This window comes from Pseudolysinimonas sp. (assembly GCF_039912695.1).
Taxonomy (GTDB): domain Bacteria; phylum Actinomycetota; class Actinomycetes; order Actinomycetales; family Microbacteriaceae; genus Pseudolysinimonas_A.
Genome location: NZ_JBDSPJ010000022.1, coordinates 150,532 through 174,847, shown reverse-complemented (window position 1 = coordinate 174,847; position 24,316 = coordinate 150,532). Strand labels below are relative to the sequence as shown.

Below are 24,316 nucleotides of genomic sequence, written 5' to 3'. Positions count from 1 at the left end.
GAAGGACATCGTGGCGGCATCTGAACGCGCCCGCGAACTGCTGCGCGTCGCAGCTCTCGCGGCCGACGAAAAACAGGCAGAAGATCTCGTGGCGCTCGACGTCTCGGGCCCCCTGCCGCTGACCGACATCTTCTTGCTCGCGACGGGACGCAATGAGCGCAACGTCATGGCGATCGCCGCGGAGATCGAAGACAAGCTCAACGAGTCCGGCGTGAAGACGCTGCGTCGCGAAGGCCGCAGCGAGGGTCGGTGGATTCTGCTCGACTTCGGTGACCTCATTGTGCACGTCTTCCACGAGGAAGACCGCATGTACTACTCGCTCGAGCGCCTCTGGAAGGACTGCCCCGTCCTGCCGCTCGACCTCACTCCTGCTACGGCCTAGCGCCGACCGCGTAGCAGCCAGGGCCTCAGCGCCCGGGTGACCAGGGGCAGCGCCAGGTAGGTCATCACGGGCGTCACCACCACGACGAGCACCAGCACGCGCAACGGCAGCGGCCACCCCGGAATCAACCCGCCGAGCAGCAGATTCGCGCCGAGACTCAGCGGGTAGAACACCAGGAAGATCGCCACCATCTGCTTCCAGCGTGGCGGGGACGGGGGAGACGAGTGGATGACTTCCACGCTCGCCGGCTGATCGAACCAGCCCTCGATCCCGGTGCGTCGCTCCTGAGTCTGGTTCTCGATCAGACCTTGAGCGGATGCCACCCACCACGCCCGCTCGGGCGACTTCTCCCAGGTGGCGAGGCTCTCGGCATCCTTGAACCTGAACAGCATGTGCCACTCGGAACTGTCAGGGTCAGGGCGGATCCAACCGTTGCCCAAGAAACCCGGACTTGCGCGCAGCAGATCCTCGCCGGCGCGCGCCCAGGCGGCGACCTCCTTCGCCCGCCCCGGATCGACGTGTCGGGTGATCGCGACGGTGATCGGCTCGTTCGTCATGGCATCCATCCTGGTCGGCGAGACCGGATTCGTCGGGCCGAACCGGTGTTGTAAGCTGATCCGGTTGTCCCGTTCGCGGGGCGATGCAAACACAACATGGGTCTGTGGCGCAGCTGGTAGCGCACCTGCATGGCATGCAGGGGGTCAGGGGTTCGAATCCCCTCAGATCCACTCAATCGCCGGTCCGGCGACTGTCCACCCAACCCGCTCTTGGTGCGGCGATCCACCAAAAGATACTGTCTTCGAACCCCGTCCGAGAGATCTCTCTGGGCGGGGTCGTTCTTCGCGCTCGCGAGGGACTTTAGCTAGTCGACGGCGAGGATCTCCCGAAGCGCCCTTCTCGCGCGCGAGTAGCGAGCACGAGCAGCTTCCGGTTTCACCTTCAGTATCTGGGCTGCCTCGACGAGCGTGAAGCCATCTCTGCCGACGAGGAGTACTAGTTCCCGGTCGTGCTCCTTTAGTTCCTTGAGGGCGCGTCGAAGGTCGATATCGACTGTGGGTTGGCGGCTGGTAGCCGGCGCCCAGGATCGAAGCTCCGCCGTGAGAGCTTCGTGCCTCCGCCGCCCGCGCCGTGCGTTCGCGAGGACTCGTCGTGCGATCCCAAACACCCACGGATCAAACTTCGCGGGGTCATCAGGGATGTCCCGGTGCCGCCTCCAAAGCACGACAAGTGTCTCGGCGAGAGCGTCGGCAGCATCGCCCGGGTCTCGCATTCGAAAGTTGAAATACGAATGCAGGCGAGGCATCAGGGGTAGAAGAGCGGTTTCGATCCGTTCCTCGTTGCCTTCTCGGCGCGGGGTCACTGCTGGTTGTAGTGGTCAGAAAACCACTCGGTCGGCGCCGAGCCATCGGCAGTCGAACAATGGTGGAACTGAGCGGCAACTTGCATGCCTTCCACATCTGTGTCGGTGGCGGCGGTGGCGAACACTTGCCGTGTAGCGATGCCGTCCGGGCTCTGAGTCATTGGCCCGTGCCAGTCGAGAGCACCGACGATCTCGGCTGTGGCGGTCGCGACGTCGGCGGTCCGTCCTTGAGCTTCAGCTCGATTCCACTCATCGACCCAGCCGCAGTAAACGATCTCTTCGTATGTGCCGACGATGTTGATATCGAAAGTCGTGGCGTTTTCCATCGGTGGGTTGAGGGTCTGAACTTGAAGGATCAGGTCGTCCCGCGTGAGACCGGGCGGCAAGGTCAGGTACTCCGGGTACAGGCTCGCGATATAGGGAGACAAGTCGGGTTGATTGAGATCGACCACAGCATCACCTTTGCCACACTCCGTGCTCCCGTCTGCACAATGCGCACCGGTGAGCGCCAAGAAGTGTTGAACCGTCGAAGCCACCGCAGGGGCGGCAGCGACCGACGCTCCTGCCGTGACCAGAAGTGCGATGGCGCCAGCCACAAACCGCCGCCGCGCACGCGACCGCGCAGCGTTGCGGGCGCCTCTGATTAGACGTCGATAAGTTTCAGAGCCGGACTCGGTCAGATCCGCTCGACTCGAGACCTTCGTTGCCTTGTTGGCTTCGTCCTCTAGCATGTCGTTCCCTACTCCCGTCGTGCTGTCACTTGTTAAGTGTCCGGCTGGGTCGAAGGTGTGACAATCCGTCTGTCGGGCTAGTGAGACGTAACAAGGCAGCCGACCCGAAGATCTCGGGTCGGCTGCCTTGTTGCAGTCGGCTAGCCCGAGATGTTATACACCAGTGTCCCGCTCCAAGTTGGCCCGAAGTCGCAGCCACAGCTGCCGAACCCGTACGAAGTAGTTAGCCAGAACATCCCGTACGGCAGATGCTGGCTCTGGCTCACGATCAACCGAAAGAATGAGGCGTTTGGCAGGTTCTGCATGGTCGCAGTCTTCGCGAAACTCGACACGTTTGCCGATGAATTGCGCATACCTGCTGTAAATGGGTAAGACCCGATGTTGGTCCCATTGTAAGGATTGATCGACGTAAGGTTGGATGCGAATGAGTTAGTTCGGGCGGTCGCCCAGAACACCGTGCTGTTATTGGTCTGACTCCCGTGAATCGCCGCGGTGGACGCGTACGCCGGGGTGACGTTGACGAAGACCAGTGCAAGGGCGACAAGAAGCGCCGCCAGGGCGATCTTTGTTCGCGGCGTCCGGTGCGTCGAGTTGGCTGTCGAGGTGTGCATCAGTTTTCCCATCCGCTGCAGGCGTACGCCAGCAATGCTTCGTTCGAAGACTTGAAGCCCTGCTCTTTCGCGATTGCAGCAAGGCGTTCGATTGTGAGGCCCGACTGGTCGAACTCAGCAACCGACGGTAGGGACCAATAGGTCGCAAGCGCGGCTGAGACTTCGTCCGGCGCCACGGTTCCCAGCTCGCCAGCGGTCAGCCACGAGCACCGGTAATCCTCAGCGATCATCATGTCGATGAGCGACGCCTCGAAGAAGAGCCTTTCGCCATCAGTCTTTTCGTATGTCGTTCGCAGATCTGTCGGCGGAGCGTAGCCCTTCGGATACGACTCGGGGAACGCGTCGACAACCGCCTTCCAAGCATCACGCGCAGTCGCCTCGTCGTACAGAAGCGAATCGCCGACCTTCTCCGTTGGGGGCACAAGATCCAAAGCAGAAGTTCTGGAGTGGCCCAATGTTGCTGCGTTAGCGGCAGTAACGGCGACACCCCCGCTTACCGCTACGACCGCAATCGCGGCCACTACCCAGCCAGTTCGTTTCATTGTCTTCCTCCATGGTTGGTCTAGGAACCTAGGTCCTCGGGGACATCCAATGCCTGTGTGAATGCGCGCGCTATGGGCCGAAGGTTGCATCTGATGTGGGCGGGGGCCCATCTCATGTCCGGACTAGCTCGTGCGGGCCACTCGCGTGAACCGAATGTGATGCAGCACCGGGGATCGGATGCGATTCTCGCGGCAACGGTGGGTCAGAGCCCGATGGCACCAAGACGTCTTGCGAGGGCGACGGCTTGGGAGCGAGAGCGCACTTCAAGCTTGCGCATCAGCTGGTACACGTGTCTCTTTACGGTCGCTTCTGCAATGAGGAGAGCGCCTGCGATTGAGCCGTTCGATTGCCCCTCGGCAATCAGGGCGAGGACCTCGAGCTCGCGATCTGTGAGCCCGAGGTCCTCGCGTTCGTCAAGGATCGACGGCACCGCGGGGAGCGATGACGTCATAGTCCCGAGCGCGCCTGCCTGTAGCGATCGCGCCAATTCGGGCCTCGACACTGAAATCGGAAGGATTCCCCAAAGGAGTTCGTGTGTTCGGCCCGCGAATGTTGCAGAGGTCACGCCAATCACCCGTGTCGTCCCGTGCCGCCGGCGGATCCGCTGCAGCAGGCTCGAAGCTACGCCACCGCACAGATCGAGGCTGACCAGGAGTGCGTCGGTTTCCCCTACAACAAGTTCGCGAAGTACCTCATCGGGCGTTCTTGCAAGCCAAACTTCACGCACGGCTTCAACGTTTGAGAGTAAATGACACGAGACCCGCGCCAATAACGTCCCTATCTTCTGCCACGCCAACGCGCAGCTGTGCATTGCCCAGCAAGCGGACTCCCTGAATCGTCCACGAACCACATCCCAGTACGGGCACGTTAGCTCGTCTCGCGCGACCCGTCTGTCCGCGCTACGGGGGACATAACGAAATTCCCTCAGATCCGGCCCCTTGAAGCGAAACCCGTGGCGGGCGTTCCGGCCTACGTCTAAAGGTGGATAGCGACCCTACGGCGCGGGCTGTTTACGTTGAGAAGCGCGCGAACGTTGTCATCTATGCACGGCGCGCAGTTGGGGTATCCCGTGTTTTCGAGTGCATTCGGCTGGCCGCACCTTCTGATCATCGTCGGCGTCCTCGTGCTCCTTTTTGGTGCCACGCGGCTGCCAGCCCTCGCCAAGAGCCTCGGTAGCTCCCTTCGTATCCTTCGAAATGAAGTGCGCGATCAGGAAGGCGACAGCGATGAACAAGCCAAGTAGCGGCGGGAGCCCAGATCTGGCTTCCCGCGGTACCTCTCGACGCGCATTTGTCATCGGCGCTGCCGGCGCGGCGACAGTTGCGGTGCTTGCGCAGGGCTCGCCCGCGAGCGCAGATGTGATGCCCGCGACTTCCAGCGTTGCTGCCAAGAATGGCCTTCTTTCGCCCGAGTCGTTGCGAAAGATTAGTTGGTTAGATGCCAGTGGATCGCATCAATTGGATTTGGATGTACCAACTTCCTTCAACGTCTTGTGGCCGTCCAAATGGGGGCGCACTGCAAATCTGACGCTAACTGGTGACCGCCGGCTGGTTGAGTTGGACGGCAGCGTGACCCTGCAGGGTGACGGCTGGCAACAGACTGTTCCATTAACGATTTCGCTCACGAGCGACCGGCAGGTTTCAGCTGCGGCGCGGTTCGAGATCCCCAAGACTCGTGTTGCCGAGATGTCTCTGGCGATCGGTTTCATCACGCTGAATCCCTACCCAAACGATCTGTTCGATGACGCTGAGCCGTTCACCGTTAGCCTCACAGGTGTTGTGAACTCGGCTCAAGCACTCTTCAGCTCGTCGAACCCGTACTCCCAGGGTGACGTCAGCGCGTGGGGTGTCGAGTTGTATCCGAGCTTTTCGTCCCTGGAAATCGACGGAGGGTATCGCAGGCCAATCTCATGCTTGATCGTGAGCGTCGGCCCGAATCCAATTCCGCAGGGAGCTCAACTGTTGGCAAGCGCCGACGCACGAAAGGTCAGCGGGTTTTCGATCGCGTCTGCAGCACTTGGCGAAAGTGAGCCGACTGCCCTATCGGCTGTCGTAGACCTTGACGCGACGGGGATCGCGCTTGTCGTAGATCTGCCGCCGCTCGCCGAGGGGGAGTCGATCACCCTAGGTATCGATTCGACGATTTTTGACTCGAAGCCTGGTATCGGCGATCTTTCGCCGGCAGCCGTGAATCTCTCGTGGAGCCAGGAAAGCCGTTCATTTCAAAGGGCGACCGGGCGCTACAGCGTTGCCGACCGAACGCCAACTGGTAACGCTGTAACGACGGGAGACTGAACATGGATGTGATGGTCGCTGCCACGCAGACTTGGATCAATAGCCACTACTCAACGGTGAGTGGAATCCCTCACCTCGACGTGGACGGTCAAACCGGATGGACGACGGTCAACGCGTTGACCCGCTGTTTGCAGCACGAGCTAGGGATCACCGCCCTCTCTGACTCGTTCGGGCCTACAACCCTTTCCTACCTAACTTCGCAGATCGGTAGCGTCTCCTCATCTACAACCAATGCCAATGTGCTCGGAATCATGCAGGGCGGCATGTGGTGCAAGGGATACGTGGGAGGGTACCAATTCGGCGATTGGTCGCTTTCCACTGAATTGAACGACTCGCTCCCTCAACTGAGGCAAAGTATGGGGCTCGGCTATATCGCGGCGCTGCCGCCGAAGGCGTTCAAGAGTCTCCTGAACATGGACTCTTACACGACCCGGCCGAGCGGATCGAGTGATTCCACGACGGCGCAGCGATGGCTCAACGGCACCTACTACGGGCGCGCTGACTTCTTCATCATCCCTTGTGACGGGATCTACTCCCGAGATGTACAGAAGGGGTTGATGCTTGCGATCCAGTACGAGCTCGGCATGGCGGATGGCGTGGCGAACGGCAACTTTGGCCCGGTACCCAGTCCGGCCTTCAGACCTACGGCAACTTCGGACTTGGTGCGACGGATTCCACGCGGAAACTCGTGCGTCTCTTTCAAGCGGCTCTGATCTTCAATGGCTACGTTGTGCCTCTCAGCGGAACCTTCGATTCGACCACTGCTTCGCAGACCACGGCATTCCAGTCTTTCTCGGGATTGTCGGCTACAGGTGCTGCGAACTTCCAGACGTGGGCCGCGCTATTGGTCAGCACCGGAGATCCCAACCGGGCCGTTTCGGCCGCAGACACGGCGACGCCGATCACAGCGTCGAAGGCGACAACTCTCGCGAACGGTGGATACCTCACCGTCGGGCGGTACTTGACGGTCTCGAGCAAGCGCATCCAACCCGACGAACTAGGCACAATGTTCGCGGCGGGCCTGCGTGTTTTCCCAATCATGCAAGAAAGCAACAACGCGCTGTCGCTGTTCACGCTGTCGGAGGGCAAGCGACAAGGCGAGATCGCGATAAGGCGAGCTCGCCAACTTGGACTTGCTAGCGGTACGACGATCTACTTCGCGGTGGACTTCGATGCGACCGACGACGACATCACCGCAGCGGTCCTACCGTTCTTCGATGGTGTCAAGCAGGCCGTCGGGTACTCAATGAACCCTTCGTATCAGGTCGGCGTCTACGGCACGCGTAACGTGTGTTCCCGTGTTAGTGCAGCGGGATTCGCGGTGAGCTCCTACATCGCCGCGATGTCTACTGGATGGAGTGGCAACCTCGGATTTCCAAAGCCTGCGAACTGGGCCTATGACCAAATCCAAACGGTGACCATCGGGTCTGGATCAGGATCGATAGCGATTGACCGGGACGCGAAGACTTCAAGTTCGCCGTCGTTGGGCTCCGGCAACGTTGCGCGTACGCCGCGGATAGTGTCCGGGGGAACCAATCAATATGACGAGTCTGGTTGGTGGAAGTGGGCTGCGCTCGCGATGCTTGCAGAACGTGCCGACAGCCTGAATCAGTGGACCACCGGTGACCGGAACTATGCCGCGCTCAGCAGGATTCGAAAGCCCGCCTACTGGCTGATGCCCGGGCAGAACCCCGCTGAGAATCCGACGGGACTCGCTTGGACCGTTGTCACAGCCGACCCGCCTATAGGCCTGGCCGGTTCGCTATTGAGCTCATGGATTTCCATGACCATCAATTTTGACAACCTCTACGGTACGGCCGAGTATCTTTCCCCCGTGGATTCAAGAATTGGAGACACTGCGCATTTCGCTGTGTCGACGCTGAGCCTTATGACGTGGGGCTCTCCGACGACGGGCGACACGTCGCCAGGGATCGGCGAGTACGGGAGTTGGGGCTTGGATTTGGCGACTGCCTGGAATGACTACGAGGAGGCAAGGATTAATGCGGGAGGGACATGGAACTACTCCGTCCGCACATGGATGGCTGCGTACATTGGGGCGGGCTCTGCACACTTCGGACGTAGGGACCTTCAAGCAGACATGGCAGCCGACATCTGCGCCCGAGTCTGCAACGGTCCCTCTGCGCTGACTCTCGACGAAGCTCTTCGTCGCATCTACGTTGGGGTAGAAGACAATCCAGGCTACTTAGCGACTACGTTCGTCGCCGATCGATTCGGGTCGCGCGCGACAATGGTGAGCGCGGCCACGGCTCTGCTTAGCAATGGCCCGCCTGCGAGCTGGCCTGTCAGGCTTCTCATGACGGCAAATCGAAAGCCGGGTCTTGTCACGGACTCTGCCGCGCCAACGCCCACGGTTCCGGATCCCCCGGCCGGTGTTCTCGCGACCGAGATCGATGACTTTGCTAATGGATTTGCGGATGCCGTATACGCTGCGATGGCTTGGACTACTGGGGACTAAACTCACAGCATGGTGCGGGGGCTGAGGGTTGTGCTCGTCGCTCTCTTCGTGATCCCGATGGGTGTGGTCGCGACGGCGTTTGGGTTCTTGCAAGTGACGCAGACCGCGAACTGCGTCAGCCCGGGAAGCCCGAACTCCGACTTATTCATCGGAATGGGTCTCAGTCTGCTGACGGTACTCGTTGGTGCTCTGCTCTTGCCGACCCCGATCGATGCGCTCGAAGGAGCGCTCTTCATCACTCTGGGGGTCGTCACCGTCAGCTTGATCGGGTTTCTCGTGGCGACTTTTGGCGTTCACGAGCAGAGCGCGGCGATGGAAGCAGCCTGGTCGGCATGCGGCCGAAATGCTGCTGGAGTGCGAATCCGCAGCTTGTCTCTAGTTCTGACCCTTGCTGGCCCGCTAGCCGTGGTCCCGATAACTGCGAAGAAGAAGACGCCCGCTCGCGTGTTGGTGTCTGCAGGAATCGCCGTCATTGGGTGGGTGCCCGCTCTTGTGGTTGCGAATCCGTTTAGCTAAGGCGTCGCTGAGCGATCCACCGATCAGGCGGTCGCTTCGACTCCTCTAGTCGACGGCTTACATCTGTGCGGCCTTTGACTTACGTCGCCTCGCGCGCTGGACCGGGTTCGGGCCGACTGCTTTCGCCATGTCTTCGTAGTCTGCGACTTCGGCAGTGGACTCTTGATCCGCTTCGTCTAGCGCTTCGTAGAAGTCGGGGCTACTCAGTAGTGCCTTCCCGAGGGGTGTCTCAACCCGAAGCCCCGGGAGAAGCGTTCCGATTTCCGGAAGCATTAGAAGGCTGAACAGGGCGAAAACTACCCACATCGCACCTATCGGGATGGCTGCTGGGCTGCAATCTGAGTCGGAGGAGTTGTCGTAGATACCAGGGTCGCCACCACCAACAGTCGTTTCCTGATGAGAACTGACTTCACAACTTAGGCCCGGCCCGAAGGGAGCGGGCCATCTCGTTGAGATGGCAAGGTACAAGATCACCAAGGCGGCGATGACGGCCAGAGTTAGGAGTACGGGCCTGAGTTTTGAGTCCGTCCACGACCCGACCGGGTTGTCCTTCAACCAGTGCCATGCATTGACCGCGGCTGAGCTTAGGTTCGGAAGCTCCTCGCGAAGGACCACCAAACCGGCCCTTCGGGCCGCGAACCACCAAATCGCTGTTTCGGCGACAATCCACCAAATCGCCGTTCCGGCGGCGCCGGACCATACAGACAACTTCTGCGCCAGTCAACGGCCAGCCGATTCACACCCTCGGCGGCTACTGTCCCATTACAGGCCACACGCGTTCGGTGTTTTCGGGCGTCGGCCAACCGGGTTGCAACGACGGGATCCCACGGGAGGTCCCGCTCAGCCGACAACTCGAGAGCGACCAGCCCCTCGCGGGATCGCCTCAGGATCGGAACGCACACGATGACCGTTTACGGATTTCTCAGTACGTACCCGCCCACGCGCTGCGGGCTCGCCAGCTTCACCGACTCGCTCGCCTCGGCGGTGCCTCGCCCCTGCGACCCAGACGCCCGCGTCGTGCGAGTCGATGACCTCGTGCCGACCGGCCCGCCAGTACTCGGTGCACACACGGTCGTCGTCGACGACCTCCACCCCGGCAGCTTGAACAGCCGCATCGCGGCAGCGGCGGCGCTCAACGCCTGCGATGTCGCGATCGTCCAACACGAGTACGGCATCTACGGCGGACGGGACGGGGACGAGATCCTCGACGTGCTGGATCGGATCACCGCCCCCTGCATCGTGGTGTTCCACACCGTGCTCGAGCAGCCCTCCGCCCACCAGCGATGGTTGCTCGAACGCATCGCGGAACTCGCTTCATCGGTCGTGGTCATGACGCGAACCGCCCACGATCTGCTTGAGCGTCACTACCAGATCGCCATGTCGAAGGTCAGTGTCATCGCCCACGGCGTTCCCGAGTGGTCGCCGTCCAGCGTCTCCGACCCCTCGCGGCGTCCGACGGTACTCACCTGGGGACTCCTCGGGCCCGGTAAGGGCATCGAGTGGGGGATCCGAGCGTTCGCCCGGCTCCGCGCGATGACACCGGCACCGCTCTACCGCATCGTCGGTCAGACGCATCCGAAGGTCCTGGCCGAGCAGGGTGATACCTATCGCCAGTCGCTCATTGACCTCGCCGCCGAGCTGGGCATCTCCGACAACGTCGAGTTCGACGACGGCTACCAGTCCGCCGCGCAGCTCGCCGCGATTGTGGCGGCATCGGATGTCGTCCTCCTCCCGTATGACACCCGTGCTCAGACGACATCCGGTGTTCTCGTCGAGGCGATCGCAGCGGGCAAACCTGTTGTCGCGACCCGGTTCCCACACTCGATCGAACTGCTCGGTCACGGCGGGGGCATCCTCGTCGATCACGAGAACCCGGAACAGATCGCGGCGGCCCTGCAACGTGTCCTCGACCGCAGCGGGGTCGGGGCCGACCTGGCCGAAGCCGCGCTCGCCGACGCACCCGCAACACCGTGGAGCGAGGTCGGCTCCGCATTTCGAGCGCTCGCGGCGAAGTTCGAGGGAGTACGTGCCGCATGAGTACCACTCAGACGGCATCCGTTCTCTCGCCCGCGGGCGCCCCGTCGTTCGAACATCTCGCCGCGATGACCACGCCGTGGGGTTTGTTCGAGCACGCTCGCCTCGACGCTCCGATGGTGGGCGAGGGCTACTGCGTCGATGACGTGGCGCGTGCGCTCGTCGTGATGGTGCGCGAGGGCGGCTCTTCGGCGACAGTGCTGCATCTCACGGAGATCTACCTGTCGTTCCTCGAAGATGCGATCAGCCCCGAGGGTCTCGTGCACAACCGGATGGCGCACGGCGGGGCCTGGACCGACGCCCCAAGTATCGGCGATTGGTGGGGTCGCGCCGTCGGCGCTCTCGGATTCACAGCCGCACACGCGACCGATCCCTTCCACCGCACTCGCGCGACCTACGCCTTCCTGCGGGCTGCCGCTCAACGCTCGCCTGACGTGCGCGCGTCAGCGTTCGCGGCGATCGGTGCCGCCGAACTACTCAAGGCCAGGCCGGATGCCGACGGCGCCCGCATGCTGCTGGAGGACTCGCTCGCTAACGTGCCGATCGCGCCGGGCGTCGAGTGGCCCTGGCCGGAGAGCCGCTTGCGTTACGCGAATGCCACCCTGTGCGAGGCCCTGATCATCGGGGGGCAGGTGCTCGGTCTCCGGGGGACGCTGAAGCGTGGTCTGGAGATGCTGGCGTTCCTCCTCGAACTCGAGACCGGCCCCCGAGGCCGACTCTCGGTCACCGGATCCGCGGGTCGCGGCTCGCGTGACACCGGTCCGCTCTGGGACCAGCAGCCGATCGAAACGGCTGCGCTCGCGGATGCCTGCGCACGTGCCTTCGAGGCGACCGGCGACGTTCAGTGGCTTCACGGCGTCGATCTCGCGTGGAACTGGTTCCTCGGGGCCAACGACAGCGACATCCCGATGTACGACGCGGCCTCGGGCGCGGGATATGACGGGCTGACTCCGACGGGCCGCAACGAGAACCGCGGCGCCGAATCCACGATCGCCGCGCTGAGCACCCTGCAGCGTGCCCGCTCGCTCGGCCTGTTGGACCAAGCATGACTCTCGAGGTTCGGGATGCCGGAGTCGAGCTCCGTCACGACCCGGCCCGCGTCGTCGTCGAACTGTTCGCTCCCGGTGAGAGCACGCCGGGCGGATCGTCGCGCACCCTCCAGGTGCTTGACCGCGTTCTCGCGATCCCTACTGAGGAGATCGGGCCGGCCGCGGAGCGCATCCTCACCGATTTCGGCGAACGCCACGTCGACCTGCGTGACACCCTCGTCGCAAACGCGATGAAGGTGCATCCCGGCGTAGCCGATCTGGATGCTGATCTCGGGGTCGTCCTCGGAGCGTCGTTCAGCGCCGAGCACTCGATCGAGGGCGCGGCCCTGTGCAACCCGAGCGCCGTCCCGCATCCCGATCAATCAGGTCTCGCCCCCGGCGCACTGCGCGTGGCCGTCTCGATGCGTTCGATCGGCGAGGGCCACGTCTCGACGATCTCGTTCGGCACTGCGGTCATCGCCGCCGATCGCACCTGGACCTTCGGCGAGCGGGCTCTGCCTCTCGTGCGGGCCGTGGTCTCCGAAGGGGAGTGGGAGGCGGATCATTTCCGCCGCGCGCTTGAGCATCACGGTCAGCTCACCGAGATCGCCCGGGTCGTTCTGCAAGGAGTAGGCGACCGTTTCAAGAGTTCCGATATCGAGGCGGTCATCCTTCGCTTGCCCAACGAATTCCTCACGCACTTCGATTCCCGGGCGAAAGTCGAAGCGGTGCGACTCATTGGTCGCTCGGCCTACGACGCCGCCTTTCCTGCGGGCAGCGACCTGTCGCAACGCGTGCTGCTCCCCGCGGCAGACGAGGAACGCCACGGGGTCGAGGACGCGCGTTTCGTGCGATTCGTCGGAGACCAGGGCGAGGTCGAGTACCGCGCGAGTTATACGGCTTACGACGGGCGATCCATCGCATCCCGCCTGCTCCTCACCGACGATTTCGAAACCTTCACGGTGCATCGCATGACGGGTGACCCGGCTCGCACGAAGGGGATGGCCTTCTTCCCGCGGCGGATCAACGGCTGGCTGTACGCACTCACCCGCAGCGACGGCGAGAGCAACCTCCTCGCTCGCTCGCGCGACGGTCTCGACTGGGGCGACGAAGTGCTCGTGCAAAGCCCCCGGATGCTCTGGGAAGTTGTGCAGACCGGCAACTGCGGTGTGCCGATCGAGACCGATCGCGGCTGGCTGGTGCTCACGCACGGAGTCGGGCCGATGCGACGCTACGGCCTGGGCGCGATCTTGCTCGACCTCGACGACCCGTCCCGAGTGGTGGCGCAGCTCGAGAGTTCGCTTCTCCAACCACGGGGCGCGGAGCAGAACGGCTACGTGCCCAACGTCGTCTACTCCTGCGGCGGCCTGGTGCACGACGGCATCCTGTGGATTCCGCACGGCGTCGGCGACGATCACATCCGGGTGGTGTCGGTCGTGCTGGACGACTTGCTCGACGCGATGGCGCCGACGGGCTGACGCCGTCGGGCTGATCTCGGGGTGGTCGCCTCGAGGTTGTCGCCTGACAGAGTCGCCTGACAAAGCAGAGGCGGGTACCGAGAGCCCTGATCGCTCGCGGTACCCGCCATGCCGCTGAGCGATACATCCCCAGCAGCTGCCAGAGACCTCATTTCCGACGGAGGCCGGAACCTTACGGAGCTAGCTAAAACACTTCCGGGGCTAGCTGAAACAGACGAGATCTGTGAGCGTGGCAGCGTTGGAGGGCTTCCCCGTGTTGGCAGCCATTGTGTAGACCACGGTTGCCCCGTTTACCGCGTTGACCGTTCCCGACGTGCGGGCATTGGCCGTCGAACGTACCAATCCGCCGAGGGGCGCCAGGCTGCTGGACGTTCCGCCTACGGAGCATGAGGTGAATGCCAACTTCGTGCCGGAGTAGAGGGTGTTGCTCCACGCGCAATATTGACCCGTCGAGCAGGTACCGATGGATCGGGCGCTGAACTCCGATTCGAGAGTGAGGGTGACGGCGCCCTTCTGCCACTCGATCACTCCGGGGGCGACCTCGATTCCGCCGGGAAACTCCTGGAGGATTTCTGCAACCCGGGAAGAAAGCGAGGTGAGCGGGTCGGCAGTTGCTGCGGCTGAGGCTCCCAGCAAGGCAAACGTCGCAATGGTGCAGGCGGCAAGGTGGAGCAGTTTCACGGTTGAGCCTTCCAGGCGACGTAGTTGAAAACTGAGGGCGACGCGAGTGAAATGTCGGGGTCCCCACCGAGGTAGATCTCCTCGGAGGCCAGGAGTGCACCGGACTCTTTGTCAAAGAGCAGAACATCCTCGAACGTGCCATGGGCGCGAGTGCTTGTTGCGACGGCGATGGCGGGTCTGCCGAGGCGATCCATGACCTCGCCCAGGATGGAAACGTCGGGGAGTGACGCGAGCATCTCCGTCAGGGCAGCGGTCTGTGCGCCATCCAATTCCCACTCGTTCCTGAGATTTTCGACCGCCCCGAAGTACTCGCCCGTCGTGGTCGCCTCGGTAAAGCCAAAAATCCCGCCCAGGTAGGCTCGCAAATCCTCACCGCTCGACGAAGGAGGAGGGGTCAGGAAGAGCCTCGGGCTCTCTGCTGCGGTGAAGTCGAGCCGTTCCAGCACGGTTCCCGGTTGGGGAGCTGCGGTCTCGTTCGGCACGGTGCCCCATCGCACGGAACCAGCGAGAGTGACAATCGAGGCAGAGCCGTCGGGGTGATACGTTCTCGTAACCTCACGGGGCTGCACAAATGTGGTCGTCGTGCCCGCTACCTCTGTCAGGTCTGCCGACCACGTTTCGCTCGCGATGACGCTGGATGTTGGGGTGAGGATGCTGCTGCGCGCCACTTCGCCTAGCCTTCCCAGCACGGTCGACGGAGATCCCGAGACGGGTATGAAGGTGAGAAGCGGCGGTGAAGCCACCGCGGGGGGTGTCGCGAACGGCATCGTGACCGTCAGGATGACCGCGATTGCCGCAGCCACCGCCGAACCCCAGATCAACCTCCGACGCCACCGCAGGTCACGATGAGCCGGGATCGGTGGCGACGCCGACAGGATCGCCGCAAGATCCGCTTCGGCACGGGGCGACAGTGACGAAGTTCGGCGCACCGGCGCCGCGTTAGCTTCTCGAATGAGGCGCTCGATGTCATCCATTTCTCTGACCCCCTGAGTTCCCTGAGTTCCCTGATTTCCCTGATGAGGCAGGTGCAAGTTCGGTCGACTCGAGTTGTCGTCGAAGGGCGTCTCGTGCCCGCGAGAGCCTCACCCACACCGCGGCCGCCGAGATCGTCAAGATCGCGGCGATCTCGTCTCCCGCGAGGTCTTCCCAATACGACATGAAGAGGATTTCGCGATCGGCCGACTTCAGACGGCTCATGGCCTCAAGCACGGGCGCATTTATCTGCGTCGACGTCACCAGGGCCTCTCCTTCCAAACGATCTCGAAGTGCTCGCGATCGCTTGGATCGTCGGTACTCATTGCCGACGACGTTGCGCGCTACGCCATACAGCCATGCCACCGACGGCGCGTCGCCGCCTTTGAACTGATCCCAGGCGATGCGAAACACCTCCGCCGTCGCATCTTCGGCGGCAGAGAAATCGCTCAACCGCCGGAAGCACGTAGACACAATGAGCGAGTAGTGCTGCCGGTAGAAGGCCGTGAAACGCGCAGTTGACTCCTCTTCCATCTGCACGCTCCCACCTGTTCTCATGGTTGTTGTTTCCGCCCGCGGCAAGATCCTTACGCCGCATCCCCGGTTGATGTGGGCGGACTCCATTTCTACGCCCTGTCGAAGGGGCAAGCATCCCGATTCTTGACCACCCCACCCCGAATACGATGGGCACATGGCAAAAGCGGACCTCATGGACTACGACAAGGCGCTCGAGCTGTACGAAGTGGTGATCGGCCTCGAGATTCACGTCGAGCTCAGCACGAAGACGAAGATGTTCTCGGATGCGCCGAACCCCGCCAACGAGGCGAACCATGACGCGGCGCCGAACACGCTGATCACTCCGGTCGATCTGGGACTGCCGGGCAGCCTCCCGGTGGTGAACCAGACGGCCGTCGAGTACGCCATCTCGCTGGGACTCGCGCTGGGGTGCGAGATCGCCGCGAAGAGCACGTTCAGCCGCAAGAACTACTTCTACCCCGACCTCGCGAAGAACTATCAGATCAGCCAGTACGACGAGCCGATCGCGTTCGAGGGTTCCGTCGAGATCGAACTCGCGGACGGTTCGCTGGTGCAGATTCCGATCGAGCGGGCGCACATGGAAGAGGATGCCGGCAAGCTCACGCACCTCGGCGGCGCGACTGGTCGCATCCAAGGTGCTGACGCGAGTTTGGTGGACTACAACCGTGCCGGTGTTCCGCTGGTTGAGATCGTGACGAAGCCGATCATGGGAACTGAAGGTTCCGCACCTGAGGTCGCGAAGGCGTATGTGGCGACGATCCGCGACATGGTGCGGTCGCTCGGCATCTCGGAGGCGCGCATGGAGCGCGGCAACCTGCGCTGCGACGCGAACGTGTCGATTCGCCCGCGCGGGCAGGAGAAACTCGGCACCCGCACCGAGACGAAAAACGTGAACTCGCTGCGGTCGGTGGAGCGCGCGGTGCGCCACGAGATCCAGCGGCAGGCCGCCATCCTCTCCGCCGGTGGTTCGATCACCCAAGAGACCCGTCACTGGCACGAAGACACCGGTACGACTTCACCCGGACGTCCGAAGTCGGATGCCGACGACTACCGGTATTTTCCGGAACCCGACCTGCTGCCGATCGAGCCGCCCGCGTCTCTGGTGGATCGTTTGCGGGCTAAATTGCCGGAGGCGCCCGCCATCCATCGCCGTCGTCTTCGCGAGGCCTGGGGGTTTACGGCGCTGGAGTTCCAGGATGTCGTCAACGCCGGACTGCTCGTCGAGATCGAGGACACCGTGGCCGCCGGTGCGGCGCCGGCTCAGGCCCGCAAGTGGTGGACCGGCGAGATCGCGCGGCTCGCGAACGCCGCTGGCGCCGAGTCCGGTGGCTTGATCTCCCCGTTGCACGTGTCGGAGCTGATCGCTTTGGTGGAGTCGGGGAAACTGACCGACCGCCTCGCCCGCCAGGTGCTCGAGGGCGTCATCGCGGGGGAGGGCCGGCCGTCGGAAGTCGTGGCTGCTCGTGGTCTCGCGGTGGTGTCGGATGATGGTGCCCTGCTTGCCGCGATCGACGAGGCACTGGCGGCTCAGCCGGATGTGCTCGAGAAGTTGCGGGACGGCAAAGTTCAGGCGGCTGGCGCAATCATTGGTGCCGTCATGAAGGCGATGGGCGGGTCGGCGGATGCCGCCCGCGTTCGCGAACTGGTGTTGGAGCGGGCGAATGTTTGAAGCGAAAGCCGCTGGCGGGCGACGCTCGAGCCGCTTTGCCTAGTTCGATTGTCCGAAAAGCTGGGTTACGTAGTCGATTCCGGCGCGCGATACTCGATAGCTCGTGCCGACTTTGAACACGCGCTTGGCTTTCAGGTTGTTCGTCATGGACTGAGACGGATTTCCGACCTTGTAGCCCTGCTCGAGCAAGAGACTGCTTGCGTCCTTTGTCGTGAATGTGTTGTCTGCCGACTGGCGCTGGGCAAACAAGCCCGCGACGAGCATCTGGTCCGTGCCAGTGACGGAGTTCGGAAGGCCGATCATCAGCTCCCCGAAGTCCGCAGACTCTAAGGCATTCTGAGCAACGCTCCCCGGTGCCGAGGTTGAGGACGTCGACGGCTGCGATTGATGCGTGTTGCTGCCGCGGAGCAACACGCGCATGAAGTCGAGCTCGGGGCTATAGGCGTCGAGCAGATTCTGGTCGCCAGAGACCGTGATGGCCTTGTCGGCGACCTGGATGTGAACGGTGTAGTCAACCATTCACGAATCGTACCACTGGAGTGAATCAAGTGGCGAGTCCTTACCCTGATACTTGTTCGAGAACACCGTCATTTTGTTGGCCGCTTCTAGCTCGGAGAAGGGAGAAGCATCATGATCTCATGCCTTGACAATCTTTCGTGGAGGAATGGAGGCAAGAAAATACCTGATCAACATGATAAAAAACTGGGAAATCATGTGTGACTATGGACGACGTGACTCACTGGTGCAGTCCTGATCCAAAACGGAGACCACAACCCAAAGAGTCGGCACCCGCTGTTCTGACTTGGCCGCCTAAGTCAGAACAGTGCCGATGATCCTTTAGGATCGCAGCGTGAAGCCCTCCATGGACTGGCCACTGCACGCTTCCGAGGTACGCCCCTGGCAGCAAATGGTACGAAGAGGTCCACGTGCCGACCGGACCGTTACTCAAGTAGAGGTGCGCCTTCCACCGTTCATTGGCGAACTCGATGTTCGTTTGAGCGGCCCCTTGATCGCGGTCGGCGAGAAGGCAGCTCGCGACGCCACCACTCTGGATTCAGGAATGGGGCGCCAACTCGCGTCGCTGGGTGGCTTCCTGATCAGAACGGAGTCGGTCGCCTCATCGAAGATCGAACACATCGATGCTTCAATCGAGGACTTCGCGCGGGCGCTCATCGGCATCAAGTCGAATGACTCGGCAACGAGCATGGTCGCTGCGATCGGCGCGCTGACTTCCCTCATCGAGAAAGCCGGCGATGGCGAGATCGCAATCTCGGACATTCTTGAAGCCCACCGACAGCTCATGTTCGAAGACCCGGTCGACGCCGCGACTGCCGGTCAGTTCCGACAGGTCCAAAACTGGATTGGTGGAAGCGACTTCTCTCCTCGCGGCGCGCTCTACGTGCCACCTCCATACGAGCTGGTTGAGGCATTGATGGCGGACCTAATGATTTTCGTCAACCGAGAAGACATCCCGGCACTGGCTCAGGCTGCACTTGCGCACGCTCAGTTTGAGTCGATACACCCGTTCGTTGATGGCAATGGGCGCATTGGGCGGGCATTGATCAACGCGGTCCTTCGCCGAAGAGGCGTGACCACGTCCACTGTGATTCCGATCGCGTCGGTCTTAGTTGCCGACCGCGACCGCTATTTCAGGCTCTTGGATGACTATCGACTCGGCGCCGTCGACGAACTGGTTGAGCTCATGTGTGCGGCGACTTCGCTCGCCAGCAAGGAGGCCGAAGCCTCGGCGACAGTGCTGGCTGGCCTGCCAGACATCTGGCGGTCGGCCGTCCGACCGCGGAAAGGGTCGGCGGCCGACCGAATGTTGGACTTCATGCTGGACCTTCCTGTCTTCACCGTTGATCAGGTGGTCACGAGGACAGGAACTAATCTCGCCAGCGCATACCAGGCAGTGGAACGGCTTGAGCAAGAGGCGATCATTTACGAGATCACGGGCCGAAAGAGAGACAGAGTTTGGGCCGCAAGCGATGTTCTGGAAGAACTTGACGCATTAAATGCAAGAGTCGCGATGAGAGTATCCCCGGCACCATGAGCTGACCGCGAAACTCAGGCTCGGTGGCCCCAGGAGGGTTCGGCGTATTCATGGCTAGGCAATTGGCCGCCGACCGCACTGAATACGAGTCAAGCCACTCGGAGGTGGCTAGCATCTGGGTAAACGCATCGGAGACCCAAATGGCTGTTAGCGAAATGATCGCCGAGGCGTGGAAGGCAGTCAAAGACGCCGGCGTTCCTGAGAACTTGCAAGAGGTCGCCTTCAAGGAGGCGATGGAAGAGCTCCGCGCCGCGCGCCATCCGATTGGCAAGCCGTGTGCCTTACGAGCTGCGGCGGACGCCGCAGTAGGCACGTCAGACCGCGCAAGCAAACAGAAGCGGAACACTGCGCGAGCTTCCGCGAGTCGAAGCCGGAAGCGACGGACGATGACGTACTGGGGCTAGTGCTGCCGAACGATGAGCTGTTCGCGAAGTTCGCTCTCGAGTCTGGTCTCGAGCAGCAGGTTCTTGAGGGACTGTTCCATTTCGAACGAGGCAGGCCGATTCTCAACGGCCGGACGATCCAGCTCGGAGCGAACTTCGCGGAGCAGTCGAGGTCGATCGCGGTCGCACTGACCGCCGCTTACCATTACGCACTCGGTGTTCGCGACGTGCCGGTGAGTCGGATCGCCGACGAGTGCCGGCGGAAGAATGCTTACGATGTCGACAACTTCTCCAGCTCGCTTGCTCGGGAGAAGGCAATCACGATCGTCGGTTCGCGGGGAAACCGTTTTGTGCACATCAAGGGTGGCGACACTCTCAAGCGGCTCGCGGTAATCATCGACGCCCACCGAGGACAAAAGGGTGAGTAGCTGTTGAGCTCGCTTGACACTTCGACACTGGAGTCTGGCTTTGTCGCCGCAGGAGTCCCTTCCGACTTGGCACGGGAGCTCATAGAGTCGTTCGTCGAAGCGAAGCGGCGCTACTACTTAGAGGACTTCATGCCGAACGCGGTCCAAGGCGGCCGCTTCGCGGAAGCGGTAATGAGGATCCTTGAGTGGAGAACGACCGGCTCATTTACCCCACTCGCAGACCCGCGTTTTTCCGTTGAAGCGACGATAAAGGCGCTCGGCGGTATCGCCGTCAGCGCCGAACCGGAGTCCGTTCGGCTCCATATTCCTAGATCCGTGCGGGTCGTCTACGACATCAGAAACAAGCGAAACACAGCTCACCTTTCCGATGGCATTGATCCGAATGTCCAGGACGCGACACTCGTGGTCGCGGTACTGAGCTGGATACTTGCCGAGCTCGTTCGCCTCTACCACGCCGTGTCAGCGGCCGATGCGCAAGCGTTGATTGAGGTACTCGTCACTCGAGAAGTCCCGATGATTCAGGTCTTTGATGGATCACCTCGTGTGTTGCGAACCCTGCCTGCCTCGGACCACTTGCTCGTCCTTGCGTACTGGGCGGGGCCGCTAGGAGTTGACCGGAAGACACTTGCGAGTTGGCTTCCCGCCAGCATGCAGGCCAACGCGCTGCGAACGCTCGGGCAGCTTCATGCGAAGCATCTCGTCCACCTGGTTGATTCATTAGTGCGAATTACAATCGTTGGTCAAAGGTCTGTTGAAGAGCGCGGTCTCGTTCAGCCCCTCTGACTTCGGCTCTTCAACCGCTCTGGTCGCCGTGGCTGCCCCTCCGTCCTTTGGGGTGACGCGCGTCGAGGTGACGCGACTCACAAGCGACCGGTCTTTCGAACGAGACTCTCGTCACCACCACGATCTCGAAGGGTCAGTCGCCAAGGCCCAGGAGCTGCTCGACCGCCCGTACCTGCCACGGCGGCGTCTTGCGGGTCAGGTACAGCAGGTCGCGCTCACTCTCGGGGAGGAGCGGCGCCAAGCCTGACTCGGTCACCGTTTGACGATAGCGGGCGGGGTGGAGGTGAGCGCAGGCTTGGTTTCCATACACCGCGCTGCGCACAGCAATGAACTGGCGGTTCGGCCTGACGAAGATACTCCAGCGGGATGAAGCGCCAGGACGCCGTCGCGCGTACCTTTGACCCCATGACGAGAGTGACCCTGCGCGCCCAGGCGCTGCTCGTCGCGCTGGCCGGCGTCGTCGCTCTCGTACTCGCGACCGCCCACGCGCCTACGCCGGGTTCCGTGTTGGCTGCGCTCGCGGCATCCACTCTTGCAGCCGCGGTGATCCTGGTCGCGCAGCGCACCGTCGCCGTGCCGATCGAACGCCAGACCTTCGTCGGGCAGCGCGCACGCACTCATGCGGAGTCGCTCAGCCGAATCGCGGAGCCGAGCCACCCTGACTCCGACGGACGGGTGCGCTCACGCGCTCCGGGCGGGATGTTCTCGGCCGCATAGTTTTCGTTCCTGCGAACGGATGTGCGGCCAGACGCGCCCACATCCCACCCATCGCAAGGAACTGAAAACCTATGAACATCCCATTCATCGGCGTGCTGCTCGACGGCGCGCACTCGCTCATCCTCAGCCTCGCCACACTGCTCGAACCCGTCGCCGGGGGAGCCGCCGCCGCAGCCGCCATCGTGCTCGTCACGCTCATCGTGCGTGCGGCGCTGATTCCGCTCGGCGTGCGGCTCATCCGCGCCGAGATCAACCGCAAGAGGATGGCGCCCAAGGTCGCCGAACTGCAGCGGCGCTTCAAGAAGAACCCCGAACTGCTGCAGCGCAAGACGCTCGAGTTGCACAAGGAGGAGGGCGTCTCGCCGTTCGCCGGCATCCTGCCGTCGCTCGCGCAGATCCCGGTCGTCTCGCTGCTCTACGGCGTCGCGGTGTCGGCGACGATCAACGGGCATCCTAATGAGCTGCTCACGCAACAACTGTTCGGAGCGCCGCTCGGTCACTCGTTCGTGACCGCTCTCACGTCGGGCGACTTCGTGGCGGCTCTCGTGCCGGCGGTGCTGCTCGTCGTGATCGGCGTCGTCGCGTGGTTCACGCGGCAGCAGGCGCTCAGGATGGCGACGCCCGTCGACCCCGCCAGTCCGCTTGCCGGTTTGACCGGGATGCTGTCGTGGTTGCCGTTCATCTCGGTGGTGATCTCGGCGTTCGTGCCGCTCGCCGCCGTGTTGTACGTCAGCGTTTCGACGACGTGGACGTTCTTTGAGCGAACGATTCTGCGGCGGCAACTGCCGGGAGGTGCATTGAATCCGGCGACCGCCTGACGGATGGCATGGAAGTGGGTGGAGCGCTTGCGCTCCACCCACGAGTTGCTAGTTCAGCAGCGCTCGCATTTCCGGTACCCGCCGATTCCGCTCACGCGATTGGCGGCCGGGATCTGCTTCCCAACGGGGCAATCATCCCGATCGTGGTAGACATCCGGATCGGAAGGGTTAGACGAGTGATACGTCATGGATCCACTCCATTCGTGATCTTGGCGGTTGGTTGGCCGCCTTCGACTCGAACGTTAGACCGGCTCGCCGACATCGCTGCTAGCCATACGGCCTCGCGTGGCGGCTAGCGTGATCACTGTTTTACAGCTCGGGACGGGTTGATTCCACCCCAGAGGTGTCTGTGCCCGATGCTTCCCCAGAACCGAAGCGCTCCCTCATCTTCAACGAGAGTCTCGGTCAGCCTGGCGGCGTGCGTGACTACATCGGACTGGTGGTCTGCGCGCCGAGTGTCGAAAGGAAGCTGAGGTCGAAGCACGGCCTCACCGCCGATCTGGTTCGCGAAGCGATCCAGTATCCGGCGCGCGTCATGCTCGCTTGGGATGACGATCCCCGGCACGGTGGGCGACTTGTCGTCCTTGGGACCACGGCAACGGGACGGCAACTTGTCGTCTGGCTCGTCCCGACGCCGGAGTGGGATCCCGACACCGATGTTTGGCTTATCAAGACTGCTAGGTGGGTGAGATGATGAAACGCATGGAGAAGGACTGGCTTGAAGACGACGATATGTCGCCCGAAGAGACCATGCGCCGCTTCGAGGCCCTGAACCCGCAGCCCAGTCGTGGACCCCGCCCGGGGCAGCATTGGTTCATCGAAGTCCCGGCTTCCGCCGACGATGAGGCCGACCAGACGGCTCGATAGGCTGCTCAGCACCGAGGGCAAGGGCGAGCACACTGGTGCCATGCCCGAACGCCGAACCGTCACGACCACCGTCGGGCCGGTGGAGTTCGTCGACCTCCCGGGTGAGAAGCCGCCGGTGCTGTTCTTCCCCGGCGGCCACTCCTCCGCCGCGGTCGACTGCGGGTGGGAACCGTACCGCCGGCTCGGCCACCGGGTCATCGCGTTCTCCCGCCCCGGCTACGGCGCCACCCGCGTCGGGCACCTCGACCCCGCCCAGTTCGCGGACCTCATTGCCGAGGTATGCGCACAACTCGGCGTCAGCACGATCGCGGCGGCGGTCGGGGTGTCCTTCGGCGGGATGCAGGCGGTCCACGTCGCCACGCATCCCAGTCTCGCGGTCGAGCGGCTCGCGTTGCACAGTTGTGCGCCGTCGGCCCTGTCGTATCCGGATACGCGGGCGGAACGCATCCTCGGCCCTATCGTCTTCTCGCCGCTTTTGCAGGGGGTGGTCTGGGGCCTCGTGCATCGAATGGTGCGATCCGAGAGCGGTCTGAAACGGATGCTGGCGCCGCTGTCGAGAATCCCGATCGACGAGTGGTGGGGCGACCTGACCGCTGATGACCGGGATGAGGCGCGCGACCTGTTTCTCTCGATGTCGTCGGATGCCGGCTTCGCGAACGACCTGCGCCATTCGGGTCCTGACGGCGCGGATGCTCGACGCGCGGCAATCATCAGCGTGACCTGCCCGACGCTCGTGACGGCATCCCGTGATGAGGGTGGGGTGAGTTTCGCGCACTCGGAGGAGTTCGCCGCGCTCATCCCGAACGCCACGCTCGTGGAGTTGGGTTCGCCGACGCACCTGGGATGGATCGGACCGGGCAGGCCGAAACTCGACGCCGCGGTTGAGGAGTTTTTCGGCTGACCGCCGTGTAACTGTCGAGTTCGAGGAGATGCTGACGTAACAGCATCAATGCTG

The 24,316-nt window shown here is 62.6% G+C and carries 30 protein-coding genes and 1 tRNA gene; 19 read left to right on the top strand and 12 right to left on the bottom strand.

Going from position 1 to position 24,316, the window contains the following annotated elements:
- The first annotated feature begins 10 nt into the window (after positions 1 to 10).
- Positions 11 to 382 carry a ribosome silencing factor gene (gene rsfS, locus ABIR17_RS09145; RefSeq protein WP_348004069.1) on the top strand — a complete coding sequence of 124 codons (372 nt, stop codon included), beginning with the start codon at positions 11 to 13 and terminating at the stop codon, positions 380 to 382.
- On the opposite strand, the gene ABIR17_RS09140 is transcribed toward rsfS, so the two are convergent.
- Positions 379 to 939: an antibiotic biosynthesis monooxygenase gene (locus ABIR17_RS09140; protein WP_348004068.1), complete on the bottom strand. Its 561-nt coding sequence runs from the start codon at positions 937 to 939 to the stop codon at positions 379 to 381. The two genes, rsfS and ABIR17_RS09140, sit on opposite strands and share 4 nt — an antisense overlap.
- A 98-nt stretch (positions 940 to 1,037) precedes the next feature.
- On the opposite strand from ABIR17_RS09140, the gene ABIR17_RS09135 reads away from it, so the two are divergent.
- Positions 1,038 to 1,110, top strand: a tRNA-Ala gene (locus ABIR17_RS09135).
- Between the two features lie 134 nt (positions 1,111 to 1,244).
- On the opposite strand, the gene ABIR17_RS09130 is transcribed toward ABIR17_RS09135, so the two are convergent.
- The 5 genes from ABIR17_RS09130 to ABIR17_RS09110 all read right to left on the bottom strand — a co-directional run bounded on the left by ABIR17_RS09130 (position 1,245) and on the right by ABIR17_RS09110 (position 4,078).
- The gene (locus ABIR17_RS09130; protein WP_348004067.1) at positions 1,245 to 1,742 is read right to left on the bottom strand and encodes an RNA polymerase sigma factor; all 498 of its coding nucleotides are present in this window, start codon (positions 1,740 to 1,742) and stop codon (positions 1,245 to 1,247) included.
- A complete protein-coding gene (locus tag ABIR17_RS09125; RefSeq protein WP_348004066.1) occupies positions 1,739 to 2,194 on the bottom strand; it encodes a hypothetical protein in 456 nt (151 codons plus the stop codon). The genes ABIR17_RS09130 and ABIR17_RS09125 overlap by 4 nt, the downstream gene beginning before the upstream one ends.
- A gap of 419 nt (positions 2,195 to 2,613) precedes the next feature.
- The gene (locus ABIR17_RS09120) at positions 2,614 to 3,096 is read right to left on the bottom strand and encodes a hypothetical protein (protein ID WP_348004065.1); all 483 of its coding nucleotides are present in this window, start codon (positions 3,094 to 3,096) and stop codon (positions 2,614 to 2,616) included.
- Positions 3,084 to 3,626: a hypothetical protein gene (locus tag ABIR17_RS09115; RefSeq protein ID WP_348004064.1), complete on the bottom strand. Its 543-nt coding sequence runs from the start codon at positions 3,624 to 3,626 to the stop codon at positions 3,084 to 3,086. Before ABIR17_RS09115 ends, ABIR17_RS09120 begins: the two co-directional genes overlap by 13 nt.
- Positions 3,627 to 3,829: 203 nt before the next feature.
- Positions 3,830 to 4,078, bottom strand: a complete 249-nt coding sequence (locus ABIR17_RS09110; RefSeq protein WP_348004300.1) for a helix-turn-helix transcriptional regulator — start codon at positions 4,076 to 4,078, stop codon at positions 3,830 to 3,832.
- Positions 4,079 to 4,669: 591 nt separating this feature from the next.
- Between ABIR17_RS09110 and ABIR17_RS09105 the strand changes: the two genes are divergently transcribed.
- Genes ABIR17_RS09105 through ABIR17_RS09095 form a run of 3 tightly spaced genes read left to right on the top strand, consistent with a single transcriptional unit; the run spans position 4,670 to position 6,634 of the window.
- Positions 4,670 to 4,870: a twin-arginine translocase TatA/TatE family subunit gene (locus tag ABIR17_RS09105; protein ID WP_348004063.1), complete on the top strand. Its 201-nt coding sequence runs from the start codon at positions 4,670 to 4,672 to the stop codon at positions 4,868 to 4,870.
- A complete protein-coding gene (locus tag ABIR17_RS09100) occupies positions 4,854 to 5,921 on the top strand; it encodes a hypothetical protein (protein WP_348004062.1) in 1,068 nt (355 codons plus the stop codon). The genes ABIR17_RS09105 and ABIR17_RS09100 overlap by 17 nt, the downstream gene beginning before the upstream one ends.
- Before the next feature lie 2 nt (positions 5,922 to 5,923).
- The gene (locus ABIR17_RS09095) at positions 5,924 to 6,634 is read left to right on the top strand and encodes a hypothetical protein (RefSeq protein ID WP_348004061.1); all 711 of its coding nucleotides are present in this window, start codon (positions 5,924 to 5,926) and stop codon (positions 6,632 to 6,634) included.
- 10 nt (positions 6,635 to 6,644) lie between these two features.
- Here the strand turns inward: ABIR17_RS09095 and ABIR17_RS09090 are convergent, their stop codons facing one another.
- Positions 6,645 to 6,905: a hypothetical protein gene (locus tag ABIR17_RS09090; RefSeq protein WP_348004314.1), complete on the bottom strand. Its 261-nt coding sequence runs from the start codon at positions 6,903 to 6,905 to the stop codon at positions 6,645 to 6,647.
- Between ABIR17_RS09090 and ABIR17_RS09085 the strand changes: the two genes are divergently transcribed.
- The 5 genes from ABIR17_RS09085 (at position 6,883) to ABIR17_RS09065 (ending at position 13,453) form a co-directional block, all read left to right on the top strand.
- Complete coding sequence (locus ABIR17_RS09085; RefSeq protein ID WP_348004299.1) at positions 6,883 to 8,397, top strand: glycoside hydrolase domain-containing protein; 1,515 nt, start codon at positions 6,883 to 6,885, stop codon at positions 8,395 to 8,397. The two genes, ABIR17_RS09090 and ABIR17_RS09085, sit on opposite strands and share 23 nt — an antisense overlap.
- A gap of 9 nt (positions 8,398 to 8,406) precedes the next feature.
- Complete coding sequence (locus ABIR17_RS09080; protein WP_348004060.1) at positions 8,407 to 8,913, top strand: hypothetical protein; 507 nt, start codon at positions 8,407 to 8,409, stop codon at positions 8,911 to 8,913.
- 903 nt (positions 8,914 to 9,816) lie between these two features.
- The gene (locus tag ABIR17_RS09075) at positions 9,817 to 10,950 is read left to right on the top strand and encodes a glycosyltransferase (RefSeq protein WP_348004059.1); all 1,134 of its coding nucleotides are present in this window, start codon (positions 9,817 to 9,819) and stop codon (positions 10,948 to 10,950) included.
- Positions 10,947 to 11,996 carry a glycosyltransferase gene (locus tag ABIR17_RS09070; RefSeq protein ID WP_348004058.1) on the top strand — a complete coding sequence of 350 codons (1,050 nt, stop codon included), beginning with the start codon at positions 10,947 to 10,949 and terminating at the stop codon, positions 11,994 to 11,996. The genes ABIR17_RS09075 and ABIR17_RS09070 overlap by 4 nt, the downstream gene beginning before the upstream one ends.
- Positions 11,993 to 13,453 carry a glycosylase gene (locus ABIR17_RS09065; RefSeq protein ID WP_348004057.1) on the top strand — a complete coding sequence of 487 codons (1,461 nt, stop codon included), beginning with the start codon at positions 11,993 to 11,995 and terminating at the stop codon, positions 13,451 to 13,453. Before ABIR17_RS09070 ends, ABIR17_RS09065 begins: the two co-directional genes overlap by 4 nt.
- A gap of 201 nt (positions 13,454 to 13,654) precedes the next feature.
- Here the strand turns inward: ABIR17_RS09065 and ABIR17_RS09060 are convergent, their stop codons facing one another.
- Genes ABIR17_RS09060 through ABIR17_RS09050 form a run of 3 tightly spaced genes read right to left on the bottom strand, consistent with a single transcriptional unit; the run spans position 13,655 to position 15,640 of the window.
- Positions 13,655 to 14,134 (bottom strand): peptidase inhibitor family I36 protein, encoded by a 480-nt coding sequence (locus tag ABIR17_RS09060; protein WP_348004056.1) that lies wholly within the window; start codon positions 14,132 to 14,134, stop codon positions 13,655 to 13,657.
- Positions 14,131 to 15,108, bottom strand: coding sequence for a hypothetical protein (locus tag ABIR17_RS09055; protein WP_348004055.1), 978 nt, complete (start codon positions 15,106 to 15,108; stop codon positions 14,131 to 14,133). The genes ABIR17_RS09060 and ABIR17_RS09055 overlap by 4 nt, the downstream gene beginning before the upstream one ends.
- A complete protein-coding gene (locus ABIR17_RS09050) occupies positions 15,101 to 15,640 on the bottom strand; it encodes an RNA polymerase sigma factor (protein ID WP_348004298.1) in 540 nt (179 codons plus the stop codon). The genes ABIR17_RS09055 and ABIR17_RS09050 overlap by 8 nt, the downstream gene beginning before the upstream one ends.
- 157 nt (positions 15,641 to 15,797) lie before the next feature.
- Here ABIR17_RS09050 and gatB point away from each other — a divergent pair, with 157 nt between their 5' ends.
- Positions 15,798 to 17,312 carry an Asp-tRNA(Asn)/Glu-tRNA(Gln) amidotransferase subunit GatB gene (gene gatB, locus ABIR17_RS09045; protein ID WP_348004054.1) on the top strand — a complete coding sequence of 505 codons (1,515 nt, stop codon included), beginning with the start codon at positions 15,798 to 15,800 and terminating at the stop codon, positions 17,310 to 17,312.
- 39 nt (positions 17,313 to 17,351) lie between these two features.
- Here gatB and ABIR17_RS09040 read toward each other — a convergent pair whose 3' ends face one another.
- Positions 17,352 to 17,831 (bottom strand): hypothetical protein, encoded by a 480-nt coding sequence (locus ABIR17_RS09040; protein ID WP_348004053.1) that lies wholly within the window; start codon positions 17,829 to 17,831, stop codon positions 17,352 to 17,354.
- A 331-nt stretch (positions 17,832 to 18,162) separates the two neighbouring features.
- Here ABIR17_RS09040 and ABIR17_RS09035 point away from each other — a divergent pair, with 331 nt between their 5' ends.
- The 3 genes from ABIR17_RS09035 to ABIR17_RS09025 all read left to right on the top strand — a co-directional run bounded on the left by ABIR17_RS09035 (position 18,163) and on the right by ABIR17_RS09025 (position 20,959).
- Positions 18,163 to 19,365 (top strand): Fic family protein, encoded by a 1,203-nt coding sequence (locus ABIR17_RS09035; protein ID WP_348004052.1) that lies wholly within the window; start codon positions 18,163 to 18,165, stop codon positions 19,363 to 19,365.
- 403 nt (positions 19,366 to 19,768) lie between these two features.
- Positions 19,769 to 20,176: a hypothetical protein gene (locus tag ABIR17_RS09030; RefSeq protein WP_348004051.1), complete on the top strand. Its 408-nt coding sequence runs from the start codon at positions 19,769 to 19,771 to the stop codon at positions 20,174 to 20,176.
- A gap of 3 nt (positions 20,177 to 20,179) precedes the next feature.
- A complete protein-coding gene (locus tag ABIR17_RS09025; protein WP_348004050.1) occupies positions 20,180 to 20,959 on the top strand; it encodes a hypothetical protein in 780 nt (259 codons plus the stop codon).
- Positions 20,960 to 21,092: 133 nt separating this feature from the next.
- On the opposite strand, the gene ABIR17_RS09020 is transcribed toward ABIR17_RS09025, so the two are convergent.
- Positions 21,093 to 21,215 (bottom strand): hypothetical protein, encoded by a 123-nt coding sequence (locus tag ABIR17_RS09020; RefSeq protein WP_348004049.1) that lies wholly within the window; start codon positions 21,213 to 21,215, stop codon positions 21,093 to 21,095.
- A 110-nt stretch (positions 21,216 to 21,325) separates the two neighbouring features.
- On the opposite strand from ABIR17_RS09020, the gene ABIR17_RS09015 reads away from it, so the two are divergent.
- The 5 genes from ABIR17_RS09015 (at position 21,326) to ABIR17_RS08995 (ending at position 24,262) form a co-directional block, all read left to right on the top strand.
- On the top strand, positions 21,326 to 21,676 hold the full coding sequence (locus tag ABIR17_RS09015) for a hypothetical protein (protein WP_348004048.1): 351 nt from the start codon (positions 21,326 to 21,328) through the stop codon (positions 21,674 to 21,676).
- A 71-nt stretch (positions 21,677 to 21,747) separates the two neighbouring features.
- A complete protein-coding gene (locus ABIR17_RS09010) occupies positions 21,748 to 22,494 on the top strand; it encodes a YidC/Oxa1 family membrane protein insertase (RefSeq protein WP_348004047.1) in 747 nt (248 codons plus the stop codon).
- A 418-nt stretch (positions 22,495 to 22,912) separates the two neighbouring features.
- Positions 22,913 to 23,188 carry a hypothetical protein gene (locus ABIR17_RS09005; protein WP_348004046.1) on the top strand — a complete coding sequence of 92 codons (276 nt, stop codon included), beginning with the start codon at positions 22,913 to 22,915 and terminating at the stop codon, positions 23,186 to 23,188.
- Complete coding sequence (locus ABIR17_RS09000) at positions 23,185 to 23,361, top strand: hypothetical protein (RefSeq protein WP_348004045.1); 177 nt, start codon at positions 23,185 to 23,187, stop codon at positions 23,359 to 23,361. The genes ABIR17_RS09005 and ABIR17_RS09000 overlap by 4 nt, the downstream gene beginning before the upstream one ends.
- A 40-nt stretch (positions 23,362 to 23,401) precedes the next feature.
- A complete protein-coding gene (locus ABIR17_RS08995; RefSeq protein WP_348004044.1) occupies positions 23,402 to 24,262 on the top strand; it encodes an alpha/beta hydrolase in 861 nt (286 codons plus the stop codon).
- The last annotated feature ends 54 nt before the right edge of the window (positions 24,263 to 24,316 follow it).

Bases quoted from the DNA above. Each gene is read 5' to 3' on its own strand.
- ABIR17_RS09090 (WP_348004314.1), bottom strand. From the start codon at position 6,905: ATGCGCTTGCTCGAGACCGTCAAGTACCGCCCGACGGTGAGGTATCCA.
- ABIR17_RS09105 (WP_348004063.1), top strand. From the start codon at position 4,670: ATGCACGGCGCGCAGTTGGGGTATCCCGTGTTTTCGAGTGCATTCGGC.
- ABIR17_RS09080 (WP_348004060.1), top strand. From the start codon at position 8,407: ATGGTGCGGGGGCTGAGGGTTGTGCTCGTCGCTCTCTTCGTGATCCCG.
- ABIR17_RS09010 (WP_348004047.1), top strand. From the start codon at position 21,748: ATGAACATCCCATTCATCGGCGTGCTGCTCGACGGCGCGCACTCGCTC.
- ABIR17_RS09065 (WP_348004057.1), top strand. From the start codon at position 11,993: ATGACTCTCGAGGTTCGGGATGCCGGAGTCGAGCTCCGTCACGACCCG.
- ABIR17_RS09120 (WP_348004065.1), bottom strand. From the start codon at position 3,096: ATGGGAAAACTGATGCACACCTCGACAGCCAACTCGACGCACCGGACG.
- ABIR17_RS09140 (WP_348004068.1), bottom strand. From the start codon at position 939: ATGACGAACGAGCCGATCACCGTCGCGATCACCCGACACGTCGATCCG.
- ABIR17_RS09075 (WP_348004059.1), top strand. From the start codon at position 9,817: ATGACCGTTTACGGATTTCTCAGTACGTACCCGCCCACGCGCTGCGGG.
- ABIR17_RS09115 (WP_348004064.1), bottom strand. From the start codon at position 3,626: ATGAAACGAACTGGCTGGGTAGTGGCCGCGATTGCGGTCGTAGCGGTA.
- ABIR17_RS09050 (WP_348004298.1), bottom strand. From the start codon at position 15,640: ATGGAAGAGGAGTCAACTGCGCGTTTCACGGCCTTCTACCGGCAGCAC.
- ABIR17_RS09095 (WP_348004061.1), top strand. From the start codon at position 5,924: ATGGATGTGATGGTCGCTGCCACGCAGACTTGGATCAATAGCCACTAC.
- ABIR17_RS09070 (WP_348004058.1), top strand. From the start codon at position 10,947: ATGAGTACCACTCAGACGGCATCCGTTCTCTCGCCCGCGGGCGCCCCG.
- ABIR17_RS09015 (WP_348004048.1), top strand. From the start codon at position 21,326: ATGAAGCGCCAGGACGCCGTCGCGCGTACCTTTGACCCCATGACGAGA.
- ABIR17_RS09100 (WP_348004062.1), top strand. From the start codon at position 4,854: ATGAACAAGCCAAGTAGCGGCGGGAGCCCAGATCTGGCTTCCCGCGGT.
- gatB (WP_348004054.1), top strand. From the start codon at position 15,798: ATGGCAAAAGCGGACCTCATGGACTACGACAAGGCGCTCGAGCTGTAC.
- ABIR17_RS09000 (WP_348004045.1), top strand. From the start codon at position 23,185: ATGATGAAACGCATGGAGAAGGACTGGCTTGAAGACGACGATATGTCG.
- ABIR17_RS09040 (WP_348004053.1), bottom strand. From the start codon at position 17,831: ATGGTTGACTACACCGTTCACATCCAGGTCGCCGACAAGGCCATCACG.
- ABIR17_RS09110 (WP_348004300.1), bottom strand. From the start codon at position 4,078: ATGACGTCATCGCTCCCCGCGGTGCCGTCGATCCTTGACGAACGCGAG.
- ABIR17_RS09055 (WP_348004055.1), bottom strand. From the start codon at position 15,108: ATGGATGACATCGAGCGCCTCATTCGAGAAGCTAACGCGGCGCCGGTG.
- ABIR17_RS08995 (WP_348004044.1), top strand. From the start codon at position 23,402: ATGCCCGAACGCCGAACCGTCACGACCACCGTCGGGCCGGTGGAGTTC.